19 protein-coding genes and 2 tRNA genes are annotated in these 17,733 nt (G+C 64.0%); 9 read left to right on the plus strand and 12 right to left on the minus strand.

Annotated elements, in window-relative coordinates:
- Window positions 1-192: 192 nt before the first annotated feature.
- From GV027_RS01955 to GV027_RS01980, 6 genes are all read right to left on the minus strand, one after another.
- A complete protein-coding gene (locus GV027_RS01955) occupies window positions 193-957 on the minus strand; it encodes an MBL fold metallo-hydrolase (protein ID WP_159510796.1) in 765 nt (254 codons plus the stop codon).
- Window positions 954-1,760, minus strand: coding sequence for a TatD family hydrolase (locus tag GV027_RS01960; RefSeq protein ID WP_159510797.1), 807 nt, complete (start codon window positions 1,758-1,760; stop codon window positions 954-956). The genes GV027_RS01955 and GV027_RS01960 overlap by 4 nt, the downstream gene beginning before the upstream one ends.
- Complete coding sequence (gene metG, locus GV027_RS01965; RefSeq protein ID WP_159510798.1) at window positions 1,760-3,322, minus strand: methionine--tRNA ligase; 1,563 nt, start codon at window positions 3,320-3,322, stop codon at window positions 1,760-1,762. The genes GV027_RS01960 and metG overlap by 1 nt, the downstream gene beginning before the upstream one ends.
- Before the next feature lie 55 nt (window positions 3,323-3,377).
- On the minus strand, window positions 3,378-4,355 hold the full coding sequence (locus tag GV027_RS01970; protein WP_159510799.1) for an AAA family ATPase: 978 nt from the start codon (window positions 4,353-4,355) through the stop codon (window positions 3,378-3,380).
- Window positions 4,356-4,407: 52 nt separating this feature from the next.
- Window positions 4,408-5,577, minus strand: a complete 1,170-nt coding sequence (locus GV027_RS01975; protein WP_159512679.1) for a D-alanyl-D-alanine carboxypeptidase family protein — start codon at window positions 5,575-5,577, stop codon at window positions 4,408-4,410.
- A 166-nt stretch (window positions 5,578-5,743) separates the two neighbouring features.
- Window positions 5,744-6,745 (minus strand): lytic murein transglycosylase, encoded by a 1,002-nt coding sequence (locus GV027_RS01980; protein WP_236559003.1) that lies wholly within the window; start codon window positions 6,743-6,745, stop codon window positions 5,744-5,746.
- A 258-nt stretch (window positions 6,746-7,003) separates the two neighbouring features.
- Between GV027_RS01980 and GV027_RS01985 the strand changes: the two genes are divergently transcribed.
- Window positions 7,004-7,080 (plus strand) — tRNA-Pro (locus tag GV027_RS01985).
- Window positions 7,081-7,117: 37 nt separating this feature from the next.
- Here the strand turns inward: GV027_RS01985 and GV027_RS01990 are convergent.
- Both GV027_RS01990 and GV027_RS01995 read right to left on the minus strand, forming a co-directional pair.
- The gene (locus GV027_RS01990) at window positions 7,118-7,822 is read right to left on the minus strand and encodes a DUF4893 domain-containing protein (RefSeq protein ID WP_107934277.1); all 705 of its coding nucleotides are present in this window, start codon (window positions 7,820-7,822) and stop codon (window positions 7,118-7,120) included.
- Window positions 7,819-8,604 (minus strand): 3-hydroxybutyrate dehydrogenase, encoded by a 786-nt coding sequence (locus GV027_RS01995; RefSeq protein ID WP_031393357.1) that lies wholly within the window; start codon window positions 8,602-8,604, stop codon window positions 7,819-7,821. Before GV027_RS01995 ends, GV027_RS01990 begins: the two co-directional genes overlap by 4 nt.
- A 169-nt stretch (window positions 8,605-8,773) precedes the next feature.
- Between GV027_RS01995 and ypfJ the strand changes: the two genes are divergently transcribed.
- Entirely contained in the window at window positions 8,774-9,706 is a 933-nt protein-coding gene (gene ypfJ / locus GV027_RS02000) for a KPN_02809 family neutral zinc metallopeptidase (RefSeq protein ID WP_031393356.1), read from the plus strand.
- 41 nt (window positions 9,707-9,747) lie between these two features.
- Here the strand turns inward: ypfJ and GV027_RS02005 are convergent, their stop codons facing one another.
- Window positions 9,748-10,749, minus strand: a complete 1,002-nt coding sequence (locus GV027_RS02005) for an NADP-dependent oxidoreductase (protein ID WP_159510801.1) — start codon at window positions 10,747-10,749, stop codon at window positions 9,748-9,750.
- A 282-nt stretch (window positions 10,750-11,031) separates the two neighbouring features.
- On the opposite strand from GV027_RS02005, the gene GV027_RS02010 reads away from it, so the two are divergent.
- Window positions 11,032-11,107 (plus strand) — tRNA-Ala (locus GV027_RS02010).
- Between the two features lie 81 nt (window positions 11,108-11,188).
- Here GV027_RS02010 and GV027_RS21770 read toward each other — a convergent pair.
- Together GV027_RS21770 and GV027_RS21775 are read right to left on the minus strand one after the other, a co-directional pair.
- Window positions 11,189-11,671, minus strand: coding sequence for a DUF4153 domain-containing protein (locus GV027_RS21770; RefSeq protein WP_328799350.1), 483 nt, complete (start codon window positions 11,669-11,671; stop codon window positions 11,189-11,191).
- Entirely contained in the window at window positions 11,650-12,126 is a 477-nt protein-coding gene (locus GV027_RS21775; RefSeq protein ID WP_328799351.1) for a DUF4153 domain-containing protein, read from the minus strand. The genes GV027_RS21770 and GV027_RS21775 overlap by 22 nt, the downstream gene beginning before the upstream one ends.
- A 588-nt stretch (window positions 12,127-12,714) precedes the next feature.
- On the opposite strand from GV027_RS21775, the gene GV027_RS02020 reads away from it, so the two are divergent.
- The 3 genes from GV027_RS02020 (at window position 12,715) to GV027_RS02030 (ending at window position 15,722) form a co-directional block, all read left to right on the plus strand.
- The gene (locus tag GV027_RS02020) at window positions 12,715-13,332 is read left to right on the plus strand and encodes an OB-fold-containig protein (RefSeq protein WP_159510802.1); all 618 of its coding nucleotides are present in this window, start codon (window positions 12,715-12,717) and stop codon (window positions 13,330-13,332) included.
- Between the two features lie 26 nt (window positions 13,333-13,358).
- Entirely contained in the window at window positions 13,359-15,095 is a 1,737-nt protein-coding gene (locus tag GV027_RS02025) for a flotillin family protein (protein WP_236559004.1), read from the plus strand.
- Between the two features lie 300 nt (window positions 15,096-15,395).
- Window positions 15,396-15,722, plus strand: coding sequence for a hypothetical protein (locus tag GV027_RS02030; protein WP_159510803.1), 327 nt, complete (start codon window positions 15,396-15,398; stop codon window positions 15,720-15,722).
- 17 nt (window positions 15,723-15,739) lie between these two features.
- Here the strand turns inward: GV027_RS02030 and GV027_RS02035 are convergent, their stop codons facing one another.
- Window positions 15,740-15,952: a hypothetical protein gene (locus GV027_RS02035; protein WP_159510804.1), complete on the minus strand. Its 213-nt coding sequence runs from the start codon at window positions 15,950-15,952 to the stop codon at window positions 15,740-15,742.
- A 235-nt stretch (window positions 15,953-16,187) separates the two neighbouring features.
- Here GV027_RS02035 and GV027_RS02040 point away from each other — a divergent pair, with 235 nt between their 5' ends.
- From GV027_RS02040 to GV027_RS02050, 3 genes are all read left to right on the plus strand, one after another.
- The gene (locus GV027_RS02040) at window positions 16,188-16,481 is read left to right on the plus strand and encodes a hypothetical protein (protein WP_042466279.1); all 294 of its coding nucleotides are present in this window, start codon (window positions 16,188-16,190) and stop codon (window positions 16,479-16,481) included.
- A gap of 48 nt (window positions 16,482-16,529) precedes the next feature.
- Window positions 16,530-16,946, plus strand: coding sequence for a secondary thiamine-phosphate synthase enzyme YjbQ (locus GV027_RS02045; RefSeq protein WP_159510805.1), 417 nt, complete (start codon window positions 16,530-16,532; stop codon window positions 16,944-16,946).
- A gap of 154 nt (window positions 16,947-17,100) precedes the next feature.
- Complete coding sequence (locus GV027_RS02050) at window positions 17,101-17,721, plus strand: CC0125/CC1285 family lipoprotein (protein ID WP_183937588.1); 621 nt, start codon at window positions 17,101-17,103, stop codon at window positions 17,719-17,721.
- Window positions 17,722-17,733 lie beyond the last annotated feature (12 nt).

A 17,733-nucleotide genomic window follows, 5' to 3' on the forward strand; every position in this document is an offset into this window, starting at 1 on the left:
CCACCGCGTGTATATCGAAACCACCGTCATCTGCGCACACCCTCGTGAACGTGGGCGGCATGACACCGAAGATCCGCCCGGTATGGAACCGTGACATTTCTATCTAGCGGACGGGTGACATTTCTATCTGGCGCTTACAAACTCCTGATCCGATAATATACATTATGTAAAATGCGTTAGTGTTTGTACGTGTCAGGCTTCGAGGATCTGCCCATCAAAGCCTGGCTCCACTGCGTCAGGCAGTTCGGCCTTCAAAGCTGCATAGTCCATGCTATTGTCCATATGGATAAGCGCGGTCCGCCGCGGCTTGAACGTATCGACCCAGCCCAAAACGGCTGAGAGTTGTGGATGCGTCGGATGCGGACGACGGCGCAGTGCATCGACCACCCATACGTCCAGCCCCGTATACAGCGCGGCCATATCGTCGGTCATGATGTTGAAATCGGTCGCATAGCCGATCGCCTTGCCATCGGCCTCGAAGCGCAGACCGGCGGCGTGGATTGATCCGTGCGGCTGATCGGTAACATGAATATCTATCGCGCCGATCGTCAGATGGTCCGGAAGGACCGCCCCGGTGATCGTCGACGGATAACCGCTGCGGCCCCGGAACGCATAGGTGAAGCGATCCTCGAGCGCGGCGAGCGTCGCGGGCCGGGCAAAGCCGATCACGGGCGTGCCCATTGCGTGATAGAGCTGCCGGAGGTCATCAATGCCGTGGCAGTGATCAGCGTGATCATGCGTCCAGATGACCGCATCAACCTCGGAGACGTTCGCCGCAAGCAACTGCTCGCGCATGTCCGGCCCTGTATCGATCAGGATCCGCGTTCCGGCATGCTCGACGAGCGCGGAGACGCGCGTACGTCGGTTGCGCGGTTCGGCGGGATCGCAGGCACCCCAGTCATTGCCGATCCGGGGCACGCCCGAAGACGTACCCGAGCCGAGGATCGTGATTTTCACGCGCGGTGCGCCGCAGCCGGCGTATCGACCAGCCGTGTCTTGGCAAACAGCGTGTGGAAATTCTCGGCCGTCCGCTGGGACAGCTCGCCGACGGAGACGCCACGCAGGTCGGCCACGAACTGCGCGGTATCCGCGACGAAGCCGGGCTCCCCCGTCTTGCCCCGATTGGGCACGGGCGCAAGAAAAGGCGCGTCGGTTTCGATCAGCAGCCGTTCGATCGGCAAGCGCGCGGCGATCGCCTGAAGGTCGCGCGCGTTCTTGAACGTGACGATCCCCGACAGCGATATATAGAGGCCAAGTTCCAGTGCCTTGTCGGCAAATGCTGCGCTTGCTGTGAAACAATGGATGACGCCGCCATAGGCCCCCTTCCCCATCTCGTCCGACAGGATCGCCGCGGTCTCCTCTTCGGCATCGCGGGTATGCACGACGATCGGCAGGCCGGTTTCACGCGCCGCGTCGATATGCGCGCGGAAGCTCAGCGCCTGACGTGCGCGATCGGAGGTCTCGCGGTAATAATCGAGCCCGGTCTCGCCCAGGCCCACGACCCGCGGGTGACGTGCGCGCTCGACCAAATGCGCCGCGTCGATCGCAGGATGGGCATCGGCTTCATTTGGGTGAATGCCGATCGTGGCCCAGACATCGGCTTCACGGTCCGCCGTGGCGATCACCGCATCCCACTCGCTCTCCCGCGTCGAGATGTTGAGCATCGCCGTCACACCGCGCGCCCGCGCGCGATCGAGGACCGCCTGCTGATCCTCGATCAAGCCGGGGTAATTCAGGTGGCAATGACTGTCTGCAAGCATCAGGCGTCGGTCTCCGCGGGCATCTCCAGCCGTGGGAACGCGCCGGTCGGCGCGACGATCCGGAAGTCGCTCGCGGACTGCCGGTCATACCAGCCGTCATCGTCAAGCGCTGCATGGTCGCGGCCCTCTGCACCGATCTGGTCGAGGACCTTGCCCGCTGCGCTCGGCACGACCGGAAGAATCGTGATGGCAAGCATCCGAATTGCGCGCACCAATGTCGCCAGCACCGTGTTCATCCGTGCCGGGTCGGTCTTGCGCAACGCCCAGGGCGCCTGCACGTCGATATACTGGTTGCAGGCGAAGACGCCTCGCATCCAGGCCTCGATGGCGTGCGATAGAGCGAGCTCCGCAAAGCCGGACCTGAACGCCGCACATGCCGCGGTGACGTCGTCGAGCAGCGCCGCGTCGGCCGGCTCGATCGCCGTCGCCATGGGCAACGCACCATCCAGGTTCTTGGCAATGAACGACAATGTCCGCTGGGCCAGATTGCCGAAGCTGTTCGCGAGCTCGGCGTTGACCCGCGTCACGATCGCCTCCGCCGAATAGCTCCCATCCTGACCGAAGCTGACGTCCCGAAGAAAGAAATAGCGCAGCGCATCCACGCCGAACGCATCCGCCAGCACCATCGGATCGACGACATTACCGACCGACTTCGACATCTTCTCGCCGCGGGTTAGGAGAAAGCCGTGGCCAAAGACGCTCTTGGGCAACGGGATGTTGGCGGACATCAGGAAAGCGGGCCAGAACACGGCATGGAAGCGAACGATGTCCTTGCCGATCAGGTGAAGGTCCGCCGGCCAGAAACGCGCCAGATTTGCGTCGTCCGTTCCGGTGTTCGGATAGCCCGTCCCCGTGAGGTAATTTGTGAGCGCGTCGACCCAGACATACATGACGTGGCCGGGGCTTCCCGGCACGGGGACACCCCAGTCGAAGCTCGTCCGCGACACCGAGAGGTCGGACAGGCCACCCTCGACAAAGCGCATCACCTCGTTGCGGCGGCTTTCGGGACGGATAAAGTCGGGGTTCGCGGCGTAGAGGTCGAGCAAGGGCTGCTGATATTTCGACAGGCGAAAAAACCAGGTTTCCTCGGCGGTCCATTCGACCGGCGTGCCTTGCGGAGACCGGCGATCGGCGCCCTCCCCTGTCAGTTCGGACTCGTCGTAAAAGGCTTCATCGCGGACCGAATACCAGCCCTCATAGCGATCGAGATAAAGGTCCCCGGCATCCGCCATCGCCTGCCAGATCGCCTGACTCGCCGCGTAATGATCGGTGTCGACGGTCCGGATGAACCGATCATAGGAGATATCAAGACGGTCGGCCATCCCACTAAAATAGGACGACATTTCATCAGCGAATTCGCGAACGGGGACGCCGCGGTCGCGTGCGGCCTGAACCATCTTCAGGCCGTGTTCGTCGGTACCGGTCTGGAACAGCACGTCGCGTCCCGCCTGGCGCTGAAACCGGGCGATCGCGTCGGCTGCAACCATTTCATAGGCATGGCCGATATGCGGTCGGCCATTGGGATAATGGATTGCGGTGGTGATGTAGTAAGGGTCGGCCATGTCGGCGCTCCTAGAGCATCCCCCCGAGGAGGTGAAGCCCATGTCGCCCGCTTCGTCAGGTGCGCAGCGTCGCGAGAATTCCCGCCAGCTCGAAGACGGTCGCCTGCGCATCGAGCGACAAGCCGATGGCAGCGGCGGACAGGTCACGGGCCGCGGCATGCGCGTCGAGCGCGGTCTTGAGCCGGGCGCCTGACCGGTCCCGCGCCGCACGCGCGATGAACACCGGCACGCGATCGAGAAATGCCTCGTACCGGGGTTGCGACGCCTTGCCAGCCAGGGACTTCGCCAGCCGGAGCCGATGCCCGTTATCGCGATCGCCTTCGTCGGCGATCCGCACAATCGCTTCGTCGAGACTTGCAATATCGAGACCCGCGTAGCGCATCGCCCTGCCCGGCGCTCCCTCACTCGCACGTACGAGGGCAGATATCTCGTCGTGGTCGAGGTCCGGCTGCGCCAGTCGCAACGTCACCGCGACCTCGTCGGGCGTCAGTGCCTCGAACCGTAAGACCCGGCACCGCGACCGGATCGTCGGCAACAACCGTCCCGGCGCATGGCTGACCAAGAGGAAGATCGTGCCGGCGGGTGGTTCCTCAAGGTTCTTGAGCAACGCATTGCTGCCGCCGCGCTCCAGATCGTCGATCGCGTCGATCATGACGACCCGGCGCGGGCTCATCGATGGCGTCGTCGCAAAGAGCGGCTGGAGCGTACGGACCTGCGCGATCGTGATACTGCGCGCGAGATCCTGGTCGGGCTTGTCAGGATCCTTGGGCAGACGCGTCAGCAGCCGGAAATCGGGATGCGAACCCGCTTCGATCAGCGCGCGGGTGGGGTCGCCGGCCGGCACGGCAAACCCGCGCGACGCGGTCGACCCGCCGCGCGCATCGGCCAGCATGCGCATCGCCGCCAGCCGTGCGAAGCTTGCCTTGCCAACTCCCTGCGGGCCCGTGAACAGCCACGCATGGTGAAGCGCGCCGCTTTGCATCGCCGCGGCGAAAGCGGACTGCGCCGCGGCATTGCCGATTATGTCGGTCATGCCGGCGACGGGCTCACCCGAACGATGCGCACGCGCGCCGGCACGCCAAGCCTCAACCGAACAGCCCGGTCAGCCCAGACCAGGCACGCCCGAAGAACCCGGCTTCGGCAACGTCCTTTTCCGCGACAAGCGGCATACGCTGCTCGACCCCGTCAGGCATCGACACGACGAGATCCGCGATGTGCTGGCCCGCCTTGATCGGCGCCTTGACCGGCCCCTGATAGACGACCTTGGCGTTCAGGTTCGGCGATGTCCCCGCCGGTACGGTGACGGTCAGCGCCTTGGGCGCGATGAGGCCGACGCTCGATGAGCCGCCCATCTGCACACTGGCCTCCTCGACCTTCCGACCCTTGGCGACGATCGGCTTGGACTGCCACGCGCGGAAGCCCCAGTCCATGAATCGTACGGACTCGTTCGCGCGCTCTGTCGAGCTCTTCAGGCCTGCGACGACCAATACCAGACGGCGACCATTCTGCTCGGCCGACCCGGTGAATCCGTATCCGGCTTCCTCGGTATGTCCGGTCTTCAACCCATCGGCACCCGCGACGCGTCCTAGCAGCGGATCACGATTGGCCTGGGTGATCGCGCTGCCGCCCATGGTCTTGCCCCAGGTGAAATCGCGCTTTGCATAGAATTGCTTGTAGAGCTGGGGGTGGTTGGTGATCGTCGCCGATGCCAGCTTGGCCAGGTCATGCGCAGTGACATAGGTCACGCCGTTATCGGGCCACCCGTTCGAGGTGCCGAAATGACTGTCCTTGAGGCCGAGCTGCGCAGCGACGCGGTTCATGCGCTCGGTAAAGGCGGGCTCCGAACCCGAGATCGACTCCGCGAGAACGACGCAGGCGTCATTGCCCGACAATGTCACGATGCCATAAAGCAGGTTGGCCACGCTGACGCTCTCGTTCGCCGACAGGAACATCGTCGAACCCGCTGACGGACCATGCCATTTTGCCCAGGTCTCGGGTCGGACGGTGACCATGTGATCGAGCTTGAGCTCGCCCTTCTTGATCATGTCGAACGCGACATACACCGTCATCATCTTGGCCAGTGATGCAGGCGGCATGCGGCGGTCGGCATCGCGCGCGAACAGGACCGCGCCCGACGACAAGTCCTCCATATAGGCGATCGGTGCGCTGGTCTGGAACTGTGGCGCAGCCGCGATCGACGGCGTCGCAAGCGCGATCATCGCCAGCGGCGCGACGGCGATGCGGCGCCGGACCATTTGAGTAAAGGGCAGCGTGTTCATGGGCAGCTTCGTCATGATATCCGTTACGTCAAAGAGGAACGCGATGGGAGGCAGGCTCGCGGCGCCGCCGGGACCTTATCCAAGTCATAGCCGGGCTTGGCAACCGCGTCACGCCTGGCTTTGAGTCTATCGGGCACACCGGTCAGCGCTCGACTGCATCCGCCAGCAGCCCCACCGACAGCGCATAAAAATTCGAGCAATTATAGTCGAGGATCACGCGGTAATTGCTCGTGAGCAGATACGCCGTGGCGCCGGGACCGTCGGGTTCGAGCAGCGTCGCCATGACATTGTCGGCCGGCCACGAGGCGCCTTGTGTCATCACCCCCAGACCGCGCCACTCCGCGATCGTTCGCCAGCCGCTATGCCGTTCGAACACGCGCGGGCACCGCGGCGACACGAGCCGATTGCGTACCTGCGACCGATCGAATCCCTGCGGCACGGAGACCGCGACGCCCCAGGGTTGGCCACTGCGCCAGCCGGCATTGGTGAAATAATTGCCGATCGACGCCAGCGTATCGGCCGGACTGTTCCAAATATCCGCGCGGCCGTCGCCATCCCCGTCACGGGCCAGTCGAAGATAGATGGACGGCAGAAATTGGGGATTGCCCATCGCGCCTGCCCAACTGCCCTTGAGTTGTTCGCGCGAGATGCCCCGGTCGACGATCTTCAAGCCGGCAATGAACTCGCCCGCAAACAGTGATCGCCGACGCCCCTCATAAGCGAGGCTCGCGAGTGACCGCAGAATGTCGAAATTTCCGGTATAGCTACCGTAATTGGTCTCATGCCCCCAGATCGCGACCATGATCGATTCGGGCACACCTGTTTCGCGCTCGATACGCTGCAGCCTGCCCCGCTGCGCCCGATAGGTTTCCCGACCGCGTCCGATCCGCGCCGCGTCGACATGCTGCGCCTTGTACGGCGCGAAGGCCGGAATGGCGCTGCTCGTGCCGCTGCCCGGCTGTGCACGATCGAGCGCGATGACACGCTCGTTCAGCGTCAACGTAGGAAAGACGGAGTCCACCGTACGCGCCGTGACTCCGGCCTCAAGCGCCTGCGTACGAAGCTGGGCGAGATAGGCCTGAAACCCCGCCTCGTCCTGCGCACATGCGGGGGTGGTGACCGCGGTCATCGCCGCGATGGTCAAAGCGCCACGTCGCAACGCACTCGATAGGATAGATTTTGCCCACATGCCGACCGCTCTGCCATAGGGGCGTCCGCATCGGAACCTCGCCCTGACGCAAGCACGGCTCGCACCGACGCGTGGACCGCCCGCCGCGATGCTTGCCTCCCCCGCCAGGCTATCGTTCGAGTGCCCGCCCCGTCCTACAGTGACGACTTTCCCAGCCCGCCGACACGAAGCTGCTTGCCTTTCGTCAACCGCACCCGCTAAGGGCTGCGGCGTCGGGGAGTGGCGCAGGCTGGTAGCGCACCTGGTTTGGGACCAGGGGGTCGCAGGTTCGAATCCTGTCTCCCCGACCATGTTGCGCAGTGTCGCAGCGATACGGAGATGCCGGGTCTACTCCATCGGTACGATCTCGACGATGTCGAGTAGAGATTCGAAGCGTGGATGCGGCAGTATCAGCCGCCAGCGCCGGTCACCGATGCGCTCCATCACACCCGCCAGGTCGCGATTTGGGTCGGTGCCGTAGCGCATCGGACGCTGTTCGTCGCCCAACGCCATGCTGCCGAGGAAGATCGCACGCGGTCGCGGAGCCGCATCTGCCCGCGATTCGCGGTATAGCGTCCCGGACGGACGTTGCGATCCCCCCAGCCGCTTGAACGTCAGTTCCCCGTCTCCCCCCGTGCGTGCAGGCTGTTCGATGCGGCACGAGAACCAGCCATAGGCAATGAAGCGTGACGCGCCCGCTCCCGGCGCCCCGAGCTTGATCGTGCGACACCGATAGGTGCCGATCGGTGGCAACGGATCGGGGAGTGCCCGGTCCGGATCGAACAATTGAGGATCCGCGGCAATTTCACGCTGCGGGATCTGCGCAAGCGCATCCATCCACGCATCGCGCCAGTCGCGCAGCCTTGCGCGGTCGGCAACCGTTGCTGCCGTGCGCCATCCCGCCCCTCGTCCGGTGGGATCGGTTCGCTCGACTTCGGGGGGCGGCGCGCTGGCGATCCGTTTTCCGCCCCCGCAGGCGACGAGCAAGACGCATGTCGCCAACGCCCCGATCGCGCGTCGCGCGTCGACACGGGCACCGCCGACACCTGTCATGCTGCCGTCCAACCGCCGTCCATCGACAGATTTGCGCCGGTCATCGCGCTAGCCTCGTCGCGGCACAGGAAGAGTGCGAGCGCTGCGACCTGCTCCGGCGTGACGAAGGCCTTGGTCGGTTGCGCGGCGAGCAGAATGTCGTTCACGACCTGCTCGCGTGTCATCCCCCGCGCCGCCATCGTGTCCGGAATCTGATCCTCGACCAGCGGCGTCCAGACATAGCCGGGCGAGATGCAGTTGACCGTGATGTTGTCGGTCGCGGTTTCGAGTGCGATCGTCTTGGTCAGTCCGGCGATGGCATGCTTTGCCATGACATAGGCCGACTTGTTCGGGCTAGCGACCAGCGAATGCGCCGACGCGGTCGAGATGATCCGGCCCCAGCCTCGGCGCCGCATATGCGGAATCGCCGCCCGCATCATGTGCCAGGCCGACGCCATGTTGATCGCGATGATCCTATCGAAGGTCGCGACGGGAAAATCCGCAATTCCCGCGACATGCTGGATGCCCGCATTGTTGACGACGATATCGCAATTCCCCGTTTCCGCGACCGCGCGCTCGACCAGTGCGGCAATCTCGTCGGGGCGGGTCATGTCAGCGGCATCGTAAAGCGCGGTCGCGCCGCTGATCGTGCTCAGCGCCACACGCTCCGCCTCGATCGTCGCGGCGTCGCCAAAGCCGTTGAGAACGACGCAGGCCCCCTCCCCCGCAAAGGCTCGCGCATAGGCAAGACCGATCCCCGATGTGGATCCGGTGATGACCGCCGTCCTGCCCGCCAGAAACATTGTCTCGTCCCCCATCTTGACGCGGCCGGAACGCCCCGCTCGCCGTACAACGCTTTGTCATGCCTTCCAAAGGTCGGCAGAATACGATTAGACCCGGCAAGCCAATCGGATGCAACTCCGCATCGTCCCATGCATTTCGTTACCACTCCAGAATGAAAGTCTTAAGACCATGCGGCTCGATGATTTCGACCCTAACATCAACGTCGAGGATCAGGGCCGCGGCGGCGGTTCGGGCGGGGGAGGCGGCGGCCTTCTGTTCGGCCTTCTGCCGCTGATCGGCAGCCGTTTCGGGTGCGGCGGCATCGTCGTCGTGTTGATCGTGATGGCGCTGTTCGGCGGCCTCGGCAATATCGGTGGCATGCTGGGGGGCGGCTCGTCGCCCAGCGCGCCCTCCGGGCAGATAACGCAAGGTGGGGCCGGCCGCGGCGGCGAACAGGGTTCCGGCACCGACGCGCAGTCGATCTGCACGCTGAACCCCGAACGACGCGCCGCGTGCAACGCGTTCAGCTCGGCGCAGAAAACCTGGGCCGCGATCTTCGCGAAAAACGGCGAGCAATTCCAGGCGCCCAAGCTCAGCTTCTTCGACGACAATGGCCGTTCGGGCTGCGGCGCGGCACAGGCGGCGATGGGCCCCTTCTACTGCCCGACCGACAACGGAATCTTCCTCGACACCAGCTTCTTCGACGAGCTGGCCAACCGGTTCGGCGCGCGCGGCGACTTTGCGCAGGATTACGTCATCGCGCATGAATTCGGTCACCATATCCAGAATCTGGTCGGCACGTCGAGCCAGGTTTCACGCGCGCAGCAGCGCGCTGGTTCGAGCGAGGGCAATGCGCTATCGGTTCGGCTGGAGCTCCAGGCTGATTGTTTCGCCGGTGTCTGGGCGGCCGCCAATCGCGACCGTCTCGAGCCCGGTGACATCGAGGAGGGCATGACCGCTGCGCAGGCGATCGGCGACGACACGCTTCAGAAGCAGGCGCAGGGCCGGGTCGTACCGGACAGCTTCACGCACGGCACCTCGGCGCAGCGTCAGACCTGGCTTCGCCGTGGTCTCGACAGCGGGGACCCGAAGGTGTGCGACACCTTCTCCGGCGCGATCTGAATAACTGCCCCCTCCCGCATTACCGGGAGGGGGCTAAATGCTCAGAGCTTGACGAGCATCTTTCCGGTATTTCCACCCGAAAACAGTCCGAGAAACGCGTCGGGCATTGCGTCGAGGCCATCATGCACGGTTTCCTGCCGCTGCAACGTGCCCGCCTTCAGCAGGGCGCCCATGTCCGTATAGAACTCCGCAGCCCGATCCATGAAATCGCTGACGATGAAGCCGCGGATCTGGATACGGTTACCGATCAGCCTTGCGAGATAGCGCAGTTCGGTTGCCGCGCCGCTGTTGTAGACGTCGATCATGCCGCAGATCGCGAACCGGGCGTGCATCTTGGCATGCGCCAATGCCGCATCCAGATGTTCGCCGCCGACATTATCGAAATACACGTCAATGCCGCCCGACCCGACCGCGGCCACGGCTTCGCCTAGAGCTTTCACGACCGGCGTACCAGACTTGTAGTCGATCACGGCATCAGCGCCGAGCGACTTGACCCAGGCACATTTGTCCGCGCCGCCTGCCGAGCCGATTACCGTCATGCCCTTGGCCTTGGCGACCTGAACGACGGTCGAGCCCACCGCGCCCGCCGCGGCCGAAACGAAGACGGTATCGCCGGACTTGGCAGCGGCAACCTCGAGCAAACCGAAATAGGCGGTCATGCCCGGCATGCCGAGCTGCCCCAGAAACGCCTGCGGATCGACCGCCAGATCCGGCAGCTTCTGGACCTGGTTTGCCGGCAGCGTCGCTTCGTCGCGCCACCCCGCCATATGCTGGACGAGATCACCCGCCTTGAGACCCTCGGCCCGGCTTTCCACGACTTCGCCGATCGCACCGCCCTGCATCGGCTTGCCCAGCTCGAACGGCGGAGTGTAACTTTTCACGTCGTTCATGCGACCGCGCATATAGGGATCGACCGAGAGCCAGCGGTTGGCGATGCGCACCTCGCCGTCGGCCAGTTCGGACTGTGAAACGTCGATCATCTCGAAGTCGGTATGCTTGGGCATGCCTTGCGGACGCGTCTTCAGGCTCCATGCACGGGACATTCTTCACTCCTGTCGTTGAGGTTTCATGACTCGGGTATGGCGCAGAACGGATCCCGCGCCAAGCGGCAGAGGCACAGATGACGTGCCCGTCTGCAGCGAGCCTGCCCGTCAATCGCCCGCGCCCTGATCGAAGTTCCGCCGGCCGTTGCCGGGTGCGCCCGTGCGAGCCACGTTCGGGATGAATGTCCCGTGTTCAAAACATGAGGGAGAGCGCGCGGCGGTGGATTGCATGCCGGCGGCGCCATCGCTAATATCGCAATATCCGGCGTCGCCGGACCGCGCGGGGCCGTAGCTCAGATGGGAGAGCGCTGCAATCGCACTGCAGAGGTCAGGGGTTCGATTCCCCTCGGCTCCACCAGCGCGACCTATTTAATACTGTTACCGTCTTCGATAAAGCGGCAAGTGAGGGCGTGTTCGGCGTCGGAGCGGACGGCGGCACTTATAGAATCTCTATCCTGGGCGGCGGCAGGATCAGCCCGTCACAGCGCCGTCCGTCCGGTGCAGACCGCAAACGCGGCGTCTTGGTGCCGAACATTCCGCCGACGGTCGCAAGCCGTCGCGCGTTGCGCGGGGTCCACAGACGCCAGTCGGCCTGCGCACCTGCCGTTTCGGTCTGACGTTCCCACCGCAGATACGTCAGACGATCGCGGAGCCGTGGCTCGCGTGCATGCTGCTCCAGCGTCGCCAGCGAGACGAGCGACGATGGCCCCAGCCGCCCCATATAGCAAAGGTCACGCGGCGGCCCCGCCTTACCCATTTCGAGCGCTGTGCGAACATTCCAAGCCGCCGCAACCGCGCCAAGATCCACAACGCTCGCCGTCACCAACGCAGTCACAGCCGCCAGCGCATTGGCGTTGATCAGCCACGCCGCCGACCTATCGACAAGCAATCGCCAGCCGATCAGCGCCAGGCCCGTGGCCACGAGCCCCATCCATGAAGTGCCGACAGTCGCAGCACCGTCATCACGTAGGCGTCGACATAATCGAGCGTTCGCAATGCACTCGACGCGACCAGCAGCAGGTTCTGGACGAGCCAGACCGTCACCAGCCGCCGCACCAGCGGACGCGACGCGGCTGTACTGCCCGGACGTAATGCCAACAACACGAACACGCCGGCGAGCGCTGCCGTCACGATCAACGAATACGCGCCACGGTGCGCATAGTCCGCCATCGTCACACCCGAGCGCAGTCCCGCGCCTCTCCACAGGAATACAATGTAGAGCACATTCTCAACCGCGAAGATCGTATTGAATGTCACGAGCGACAGGATCAGCGTCACCGCGCCTGGCTCGAACACCGTACCGATCGAGCGATCGTCGAATCGCGATCGACCCGTCGTGTAAGGACTTGGCCGCAGGCTTGCCCAGATGGTGCGCATCGTCGAACCGGTGCCGCGGCAGGAGTGCGGCAAGCGAGACAGCCGTCCAGAACAGAACCCAGCCGAGGAGGCTTGGATCGTCGACGAGTACCACCGCCAATCCGGCGCCGGAAAGCAACGCCAGTCGCGCCGATCCGTCTTTCCAGATCCCCCGTCGCGTCAGGAACAGGGCGGTAATCCAGGCCAAAGCGAACCCACCAACCACCGCGCCATTGCCGTCGTCGATCGGTATCTCCGCCAGGAAAGGCAGCGCCGATCTTGGCCATCAGTCTTCCATGACGACTCATCTTCGCGCTCCCCGATTGTCGAGGTTCTGCTTTGCAGCGGTCCCGTGAGCGTCAGATCGCGAGGTCCGCGTACGATCCGTTCGCTTGTCGTGCAGATCCCGTGCAGATGATGAATCCAAACTCGGGCGGTGTCCTCAGCGCGCGTTGCGAATGTCTTGGCGCAGGGCTAGCCTCCCTTCGGGGAGCATCGACACATGGAGTTCAAAATCCGGATCGGCCGGCGTTTCGTAACGAAGCGTTGTCGTCTGTCCGATACCAGTTCGCCGATGCACAAGCAGAGCCCCCAACAGCGCCACGGCTTATGTTCGCGATTTTCCTGACGCCCGCTTACGCGCCGTTCGCGATCGCGTTCGTGATAATGGTCGGGATCGGGCTGATCGAGACGATCGGCCTTGGGCTCGGCCATCTCGATCTCGACGCGGACGTTTATGCCGAAACCGATAGCGGCGTGCTTGATTGGCTCGGGCTCGGTCACGAACTGCCGATCCTGATCTGGCTGACCTCATTACTCGGCTGCTTCACGCTGACCGGGATAGCCATTCAGCAGGGCGCGACCGCGTTGACCGGCGGCCCACTGCACTGGGGTCTCGCCTCGGGTGGTGCGCTGGTCGCTGGCAGCCTGCTCAACACTCTGGCCGCCAACGGGCTTGCCCGGATCATGCCCGGCTTCGAAACCAGCGTGATCTCCACCGACGACTTTCTCCGCCGCCGCGGCACAATCCTCGAAGGCACCGCCCGCCGGGGATCGCCGGCCCGCGCAAAGATTGTCGATCAGTATGGTCAGGCGCATTTCATCATGGTCGAGCCGCACGACGACGCCGACGTGATCGCCACCGGCGAGACCGCCCTGATTGTCCGCCGCGACGGCAAACTCTTCTACGCGCTGCCCGACGCCAACGCGCTCCTGCAGTCGATCTGACCACAATCATAACCGGGGAGGGTTTCATGCCCGCACAGCTTCTGAACGTCCTTATCTACGCCGGTATCGTGCTGTTCGCGCTTGTCGTGATCGGCATCATTCTGACCCGGCTCTACCGGCGCGCGACCAAGGACGTTGCGCTGATCCGCACCGGTTTCGGCGGCGAAAAAGTCGTGCTCAACGGCGGCATCATGGTGATCCCGGTGCTCCACGAACTGATGCAGGTCCGGCTGACGACGGTGAAGCTGGAGGTCTCGCGCCTCAACAAGGATGCGCTGATCACGCTCGACAAGCTGCGCGTCGATGTCGTCGGGCTGTTCCACATCAAGGTGAAGCCCGACGCGGAATCGATCGCCGCCGCGGCGCAGACGCTTGGCGATTCGGTCAACAGCCCCGACGCGGTGAAGTCGCTGCTCGACGGCAAGCTCGTGTCCGCGCTGCGATCGGTGGCCGCGACGATGACGATGGAGCACCTCCACGCCAACCGCGCCGACTTTATCCAGAAGGTGCAGGAGGCGCTGATGACCGACCTGGACATGAACGGGTTTCAGCTCGAATCGGTCAGCATCACCCATTTCGACCAGACCGCGTTCGAGCATTTCAACGAGAACAACGCGTTCGATGCCGAAGGGCTGACCGTGCTCACGCGGACGATCGAGGAGCGCAAGAAGATCCGCAACGACATCGTCGCGACCAACCGCGTCGAGATCGAGCAGCGCAACCTCGACGCCAACAACCAGTCGCTCGAGATCGCGCAGGCCGCCGAACAGGCGCGCCTGACACAGGAGCAGACGCTGTCCGCGCGCCGTGCGGAACAGGCCACCGCGATTGCCACCGCCGAGGCCGAGCAGACCCGCCTCGCCGAGATCGCCCGCATCACCGCGGGCCAGGCGCAGACCGTAGCGCAGACCGAAGCCGACAAGGTGATCCAGACCGCCACGATTGCCCGTGACGGCGCGATCCAGACCGCAACGATCGAGCGCGACAGGACGATCGAGATCGCACGTATCACAACTGCGGTGCAGACCGCACAGAAGTCCGAGGAGGAGTCGACCGCCACTGCCGCGGCCAACGAAGCCCGTGCGCTCGCCGTCCGAGCCGAGGAAAGCGTCGCTACTGCCAAGGCTACCGAGATCGCCAACCGGAACAAGAACGTCGCGGTGATCGCCGCCACCCAGCGCGCGCAGGAAGAGGCCGTCGGCATCACCGTCGCTGCGACCGCCGAAAAGGAAGCCGCGGAAGCTCGTGCGAGCGCCCTGCGTACTGAAGCAACCGCCGAAGCAGATGCAGAGAAGGCGCGCGCGGAAGGCCGCGAGGCGGCCTTCAAGGTCGACGCGGCAGGTCAGGCGTCGCTGAACGAGGCGACCAACTTGCTGAGTGACTCGCAAACCGCACTGCTGATCCGCCGCGCAATGCTAGAAGCGTTGCCCGCGATTATCGCTGCGGCGAGCAAGCCGATGGAGAACATCGACAAGATCAGCATCCTGGACGCCCGGGGCCTGCACGGTGACAGTGGCAGCGATGGCGCCTCCGGGGGCGGCCAAGGCAACCTTGCCGACGCTGCGGTCGCAGCCGCTATGCGCTACCGCGTCGGCGGCCCGCTCATCGATGGCCTGATGGCGGAACTCGGCATGACCGGCAGTTCGTTGAACGGCATGCTCGCCGGGAGCAGCGCGGATGCGGCGCCTGCCCGAGCCTCCTCCAACGATGCCCACAAACATTCCGCTTCACTTAATGGTGGGAGGGGCAACCCGCCGGCCTGATCGGAGGCACTCGAAGGCCCAGCCCTTGAAAATCGATCTGCGCTTCAAAGAAGACGGAGCGCAGATCTTCGCCAGAAACGCCCTGAGTGTAAGGACCGGGTCCGCCCCTGCCCTGCGCCCCATGCGCGCGATCGACGGCCCATTGGCAACATTGCCGCATCGGCCTCGGGCTCTACCGCGGGTGCCGTTCAAGACGTGCTGTTCGACCCCAGTTCGCAACGACAACGCCAAACCCAACCGTATCGGACGGATCGTGCGATTCGTCGCGTGGGATGCCGCGATCGGCGCAGGCATGCGGCGATGGTCTGGACCATTGGCGCAACCTGCGGCATCGCGGTCGTGCCAGGGGGCTGGAGCGTAAACGTGTTCAAGACAATGTGGAAAATGCCGGCAAAACTGCTCCGACGCGCGGCTGCCGAAAGCCCTGTCGACGGTGAGGACGCGGTGCCGGTCACGGATGAGCAGATCGCTACGGGCTCGCTCGAAGACATGATCAAGGCCGCGGACGAACTGGCCGCGAAAGATGCCGACTCATTGATCATCGAATGCGTCGGTCGCGACCGGCCCATCACCTGGGCAGAAATTCAGGGACTGCGCCATGCGACCACCTTCCCGGTCGACGCGTAGCTATCATTCGACCCCTTTTAGCGGCGAAACTTGCCGATCAGTCGTTCGAGCAGGCTTGGCTGCATCGCGATCATCTGCTGCTGGCGAAACCGGTCACGATCGGCCGCGGCACGCCGGTAAAGGGCGTCAAGCCGGTCTGCGCCATAGCGGTCTGACAGGCGTGGCGGAGACTGATCGACGCGGTGAAACGAGGGCTGGTCGCGCTCGGGTCGGTGAGACGTAACAGGCATTGATCGGGTTCCGGTGACAGGATGGCAGTCAAAATACACACGCTTTTTACCACCTTTTCAACACGCTTGGTCGTGAACGGTTCCCGAAAGCGTGCTGAATCAAGGCGTTTTGGCGAAAACCGGCGGAACTTTCCATCCTTCCACAAGACCCGTTTCCCGGGTCGAGACTCCGGCATTCGGGACCATCGGCAACGTCTGCTGTACAAGCACGACGCTGGTCGGGTAGGCGCCGACCATGGGTGAAATCGACAGACTCGTTCCTTCCGGCGTCATCGAACAATGGGTATTCCATCTGCGGCGGCAGCGGGCCCGTGCGGCGGATACCATCTGGTTAATCGATCAGGGTTTCACGCTTCACGATGGCAAGTGCGGCACACCGACGCACGACGCGACGGCACGCTGGCGCGCCGAGCAGGAAACCGTCATCGCGGAGGTCAGCGATCTTCTCAAACTCTATGACGAGATCAATTTGGGTCGCGACGTCCCGGCGGATGCCGATAGCGACCAAGGCCGTGCCGACAGGCGTTGAGCACCGTCACGGACCTGACCGGCTAGGCAGTTACATAGGAGCGCAGCGATGCGGCAGTCCACGACCCAGATCACGATCGATACCCGCCGGCAGGGGCTGGTCGACATTACCGCCCCGATCCGGCGCTGGGTCGATGCGCAGGCGATGCAGTCCGGGTTATTGACGGTGTTTTGTCGCCATACCTCCGCATCGCTGCTCATCCAGGAAAACGCCGCGCCCGAGGTCCGAACGGATATCGAGGCTTATTTCGCGCGCATCGCACCGGAATCAAGTTCGTATCTGCACGACGACGAAGGGCCCGACGACATGCCGGCGCATCTGCGCGCCGCTCTCACACAGGTACAATTGTCGATCCCAGTGATCGACGCCACGCTCGCGCTTGGCACGTGGCAGGGAATCTACTTGTTCGAGCATCGCCGTCGTCCCCATGGTCGCTCGCTGGCGCTTCATCTGATCGGGGAATGATCCTGCGTCGCGGACGACGGCCTATGACGGCGCCGAGGTGGTTTATTCAATCACCGTCATAGACCCGTGGACCAATCCCGTTCATCAACCGTTCCACCACTGAAGGCTAATGTGAGGCGTTTCGCCGCATTCGCCGCGAACGGAGACGACAATCATGTTCATCATGCCTGGTCGCAAGGTCCTGCTGGCAGCTCTCGCCACGAGCACGTTGCTGGTCGCGGGTTGTGCGACCGAAACCACCTACCGCCCGGCCACTGGCCAGGGGTTCAACCGTACCGGCTATAGCGATCGCCGGATCGAGGATAACCGCTTCCTCGTCAGCTTCGCGGGAAACAGCGTCACGTCGCGCGACACCGTCGAACGCTACCTCTTCTTCCGCGCGGCGGAACTCACGCTCCAGCAGGGATATGATTATTTCCTGATGGCGGATCGCGATACCAATCTTCAGTCGCGCACCTATTCGACTCCCGGAATCGGCGGTGGGTTCGGTTATGGCGGCTTTGGTGGCTATTGGGGCCCGTCGTGGCGCTATCGCGGCCGCGGCTTCGGCTGGCGGAGCTGGGATCCCTATATCGGTGGCGGCTTCGGTGGCTTTGGCGGCGGCGGTTTCGGCGGCCCATGGGGCAACGATTTCGACGTCCGCACGATCGACCGCTACGAAGCGACGGCCGAGATCGTGATGCGCAAGGGGCCGATCCCGCGCGACAACATCCGTGCGTTCAATGCCAAGCAGGTCGTCGACAATATCGGGCCGAGCGTCATCCTGCCAAAGTAAGCAGCGTCGCGG

Origin of the sequence: Sphingomonas sp. T1 (assembly GCF_902506585.1) — a bacterium.
Lineage (GTDB): Bacteria > Pseudomonadota > Alphaproteobacteria > Sphingomonadales > Sphingomonadaceae > Sphingomonas > Sphingomonas aerolata.

Coding starts and splice junctions, on each gene's coding strand:
- GV027_RS01960 (WP_159510797.1), bottom strand. CDS start 1,760: ATGCTTGCAGACAGTCATTGCCACCTGAATTACCCCGGCTTGATCGAG.
- metG (WP_159510798.1), bottom strand. CDS start 3,322: ATGGCCGACCCTTACTACATCACCACCGCAATCCATTATCCCAATGGC.
- GV027_RS01970 (WP_159510799.1), bottom strand. CDS start 4,355: ATGACCGACATAATCGGCAATGCCGCGGCGCAGTCCGCTTTCGCCGCG.
- GV027_RS01975 (WP_159512679.1), bottom strand. CDS start 5,577: ATGGTCCGGCGCCGCATCGCCGTCGCGCCGCTGGCGATGATCGCGCTT.
- GV027_RS01990 (WP_107934277.1), bottom strand. CDS start 7,822: ATGACAGGTGTCGGCGGTGCCCGTGTCGACGCGCGACGCGCGATCGGG.
- GV027_RS01995 (WP_031393357.1), bottom strand. CDS start 8,604: ATGTTTCTGGCGGGCAGGACGGCGGTCATCACCGGATCCACATCGGGG.
- ypfJ (WP_031393356.1), top strand. CDS start 8,774: ATGCGGCTCGATGATTTCGACCCTAACATCAACGTCGAGGATCAGGGC.
- GV027_RS02005 (WP_159510801.1), bottom strand. CDS start 10,749: ATGTCCCGTGCATGGAGCCTGAAGACGCGTCCGCAAGGCATGCCCAAG.
- GV027_RS21775 (WP_328799351.1), bottom strand. CDS start 12,126: ATGCGCACCATCTGGGCAAGCCTGCGGCCAAGTCCTTACACGACGGGT.
- GV027_RS02020 (WP_159510802.1), top strand. CDS start 12,715: ATGTTCGCGATTTTCCTGACGCCCGCTTACGCGCCGTTCGCGATCGCG.
- GV027_RS02025 (WP_236559004.1), top strand. CDS start 13,359: ATGCCCGCACAGCTTCTGAACGTCCTTATCTACGCCGGTATCGTGCTG.
- GV027_RS02030 (WP_159510803.1), top strand. CDS start 15,396: ATGGTCTGGACCATTGGCGCAACCTGCGGCATCGCGGTCGTGCCAGGG.
- GV027_RS02035 (WP_159510804.1), bottom strand. CDS start 15,952: ATGCCTGTTACGTCTCACCGACCCGAGCGCGACCAGCCCTCGTTTCAC.
- GV027_RS02040 (WP_042466279.1), top strand. CDS start 16,188: ATGGGTGAAATCGACAGACTCGTTCCTTCCGGCGTCATCGAACAATGG.
- GV027_RS02045 (WP_159510805.1), top strand. CDS start 16,530: ATGCGGCAGTCCACGACCCAGATCACGATCGATACCCGCCGGCAGGGG.
- GV027_RS02050 (WP_183937588.1), top strand. CDS start 17,101: ATGTTCATCATGCCTGGTCGCAAGGTCCTGCTGGCAGCTCTCGCCACG.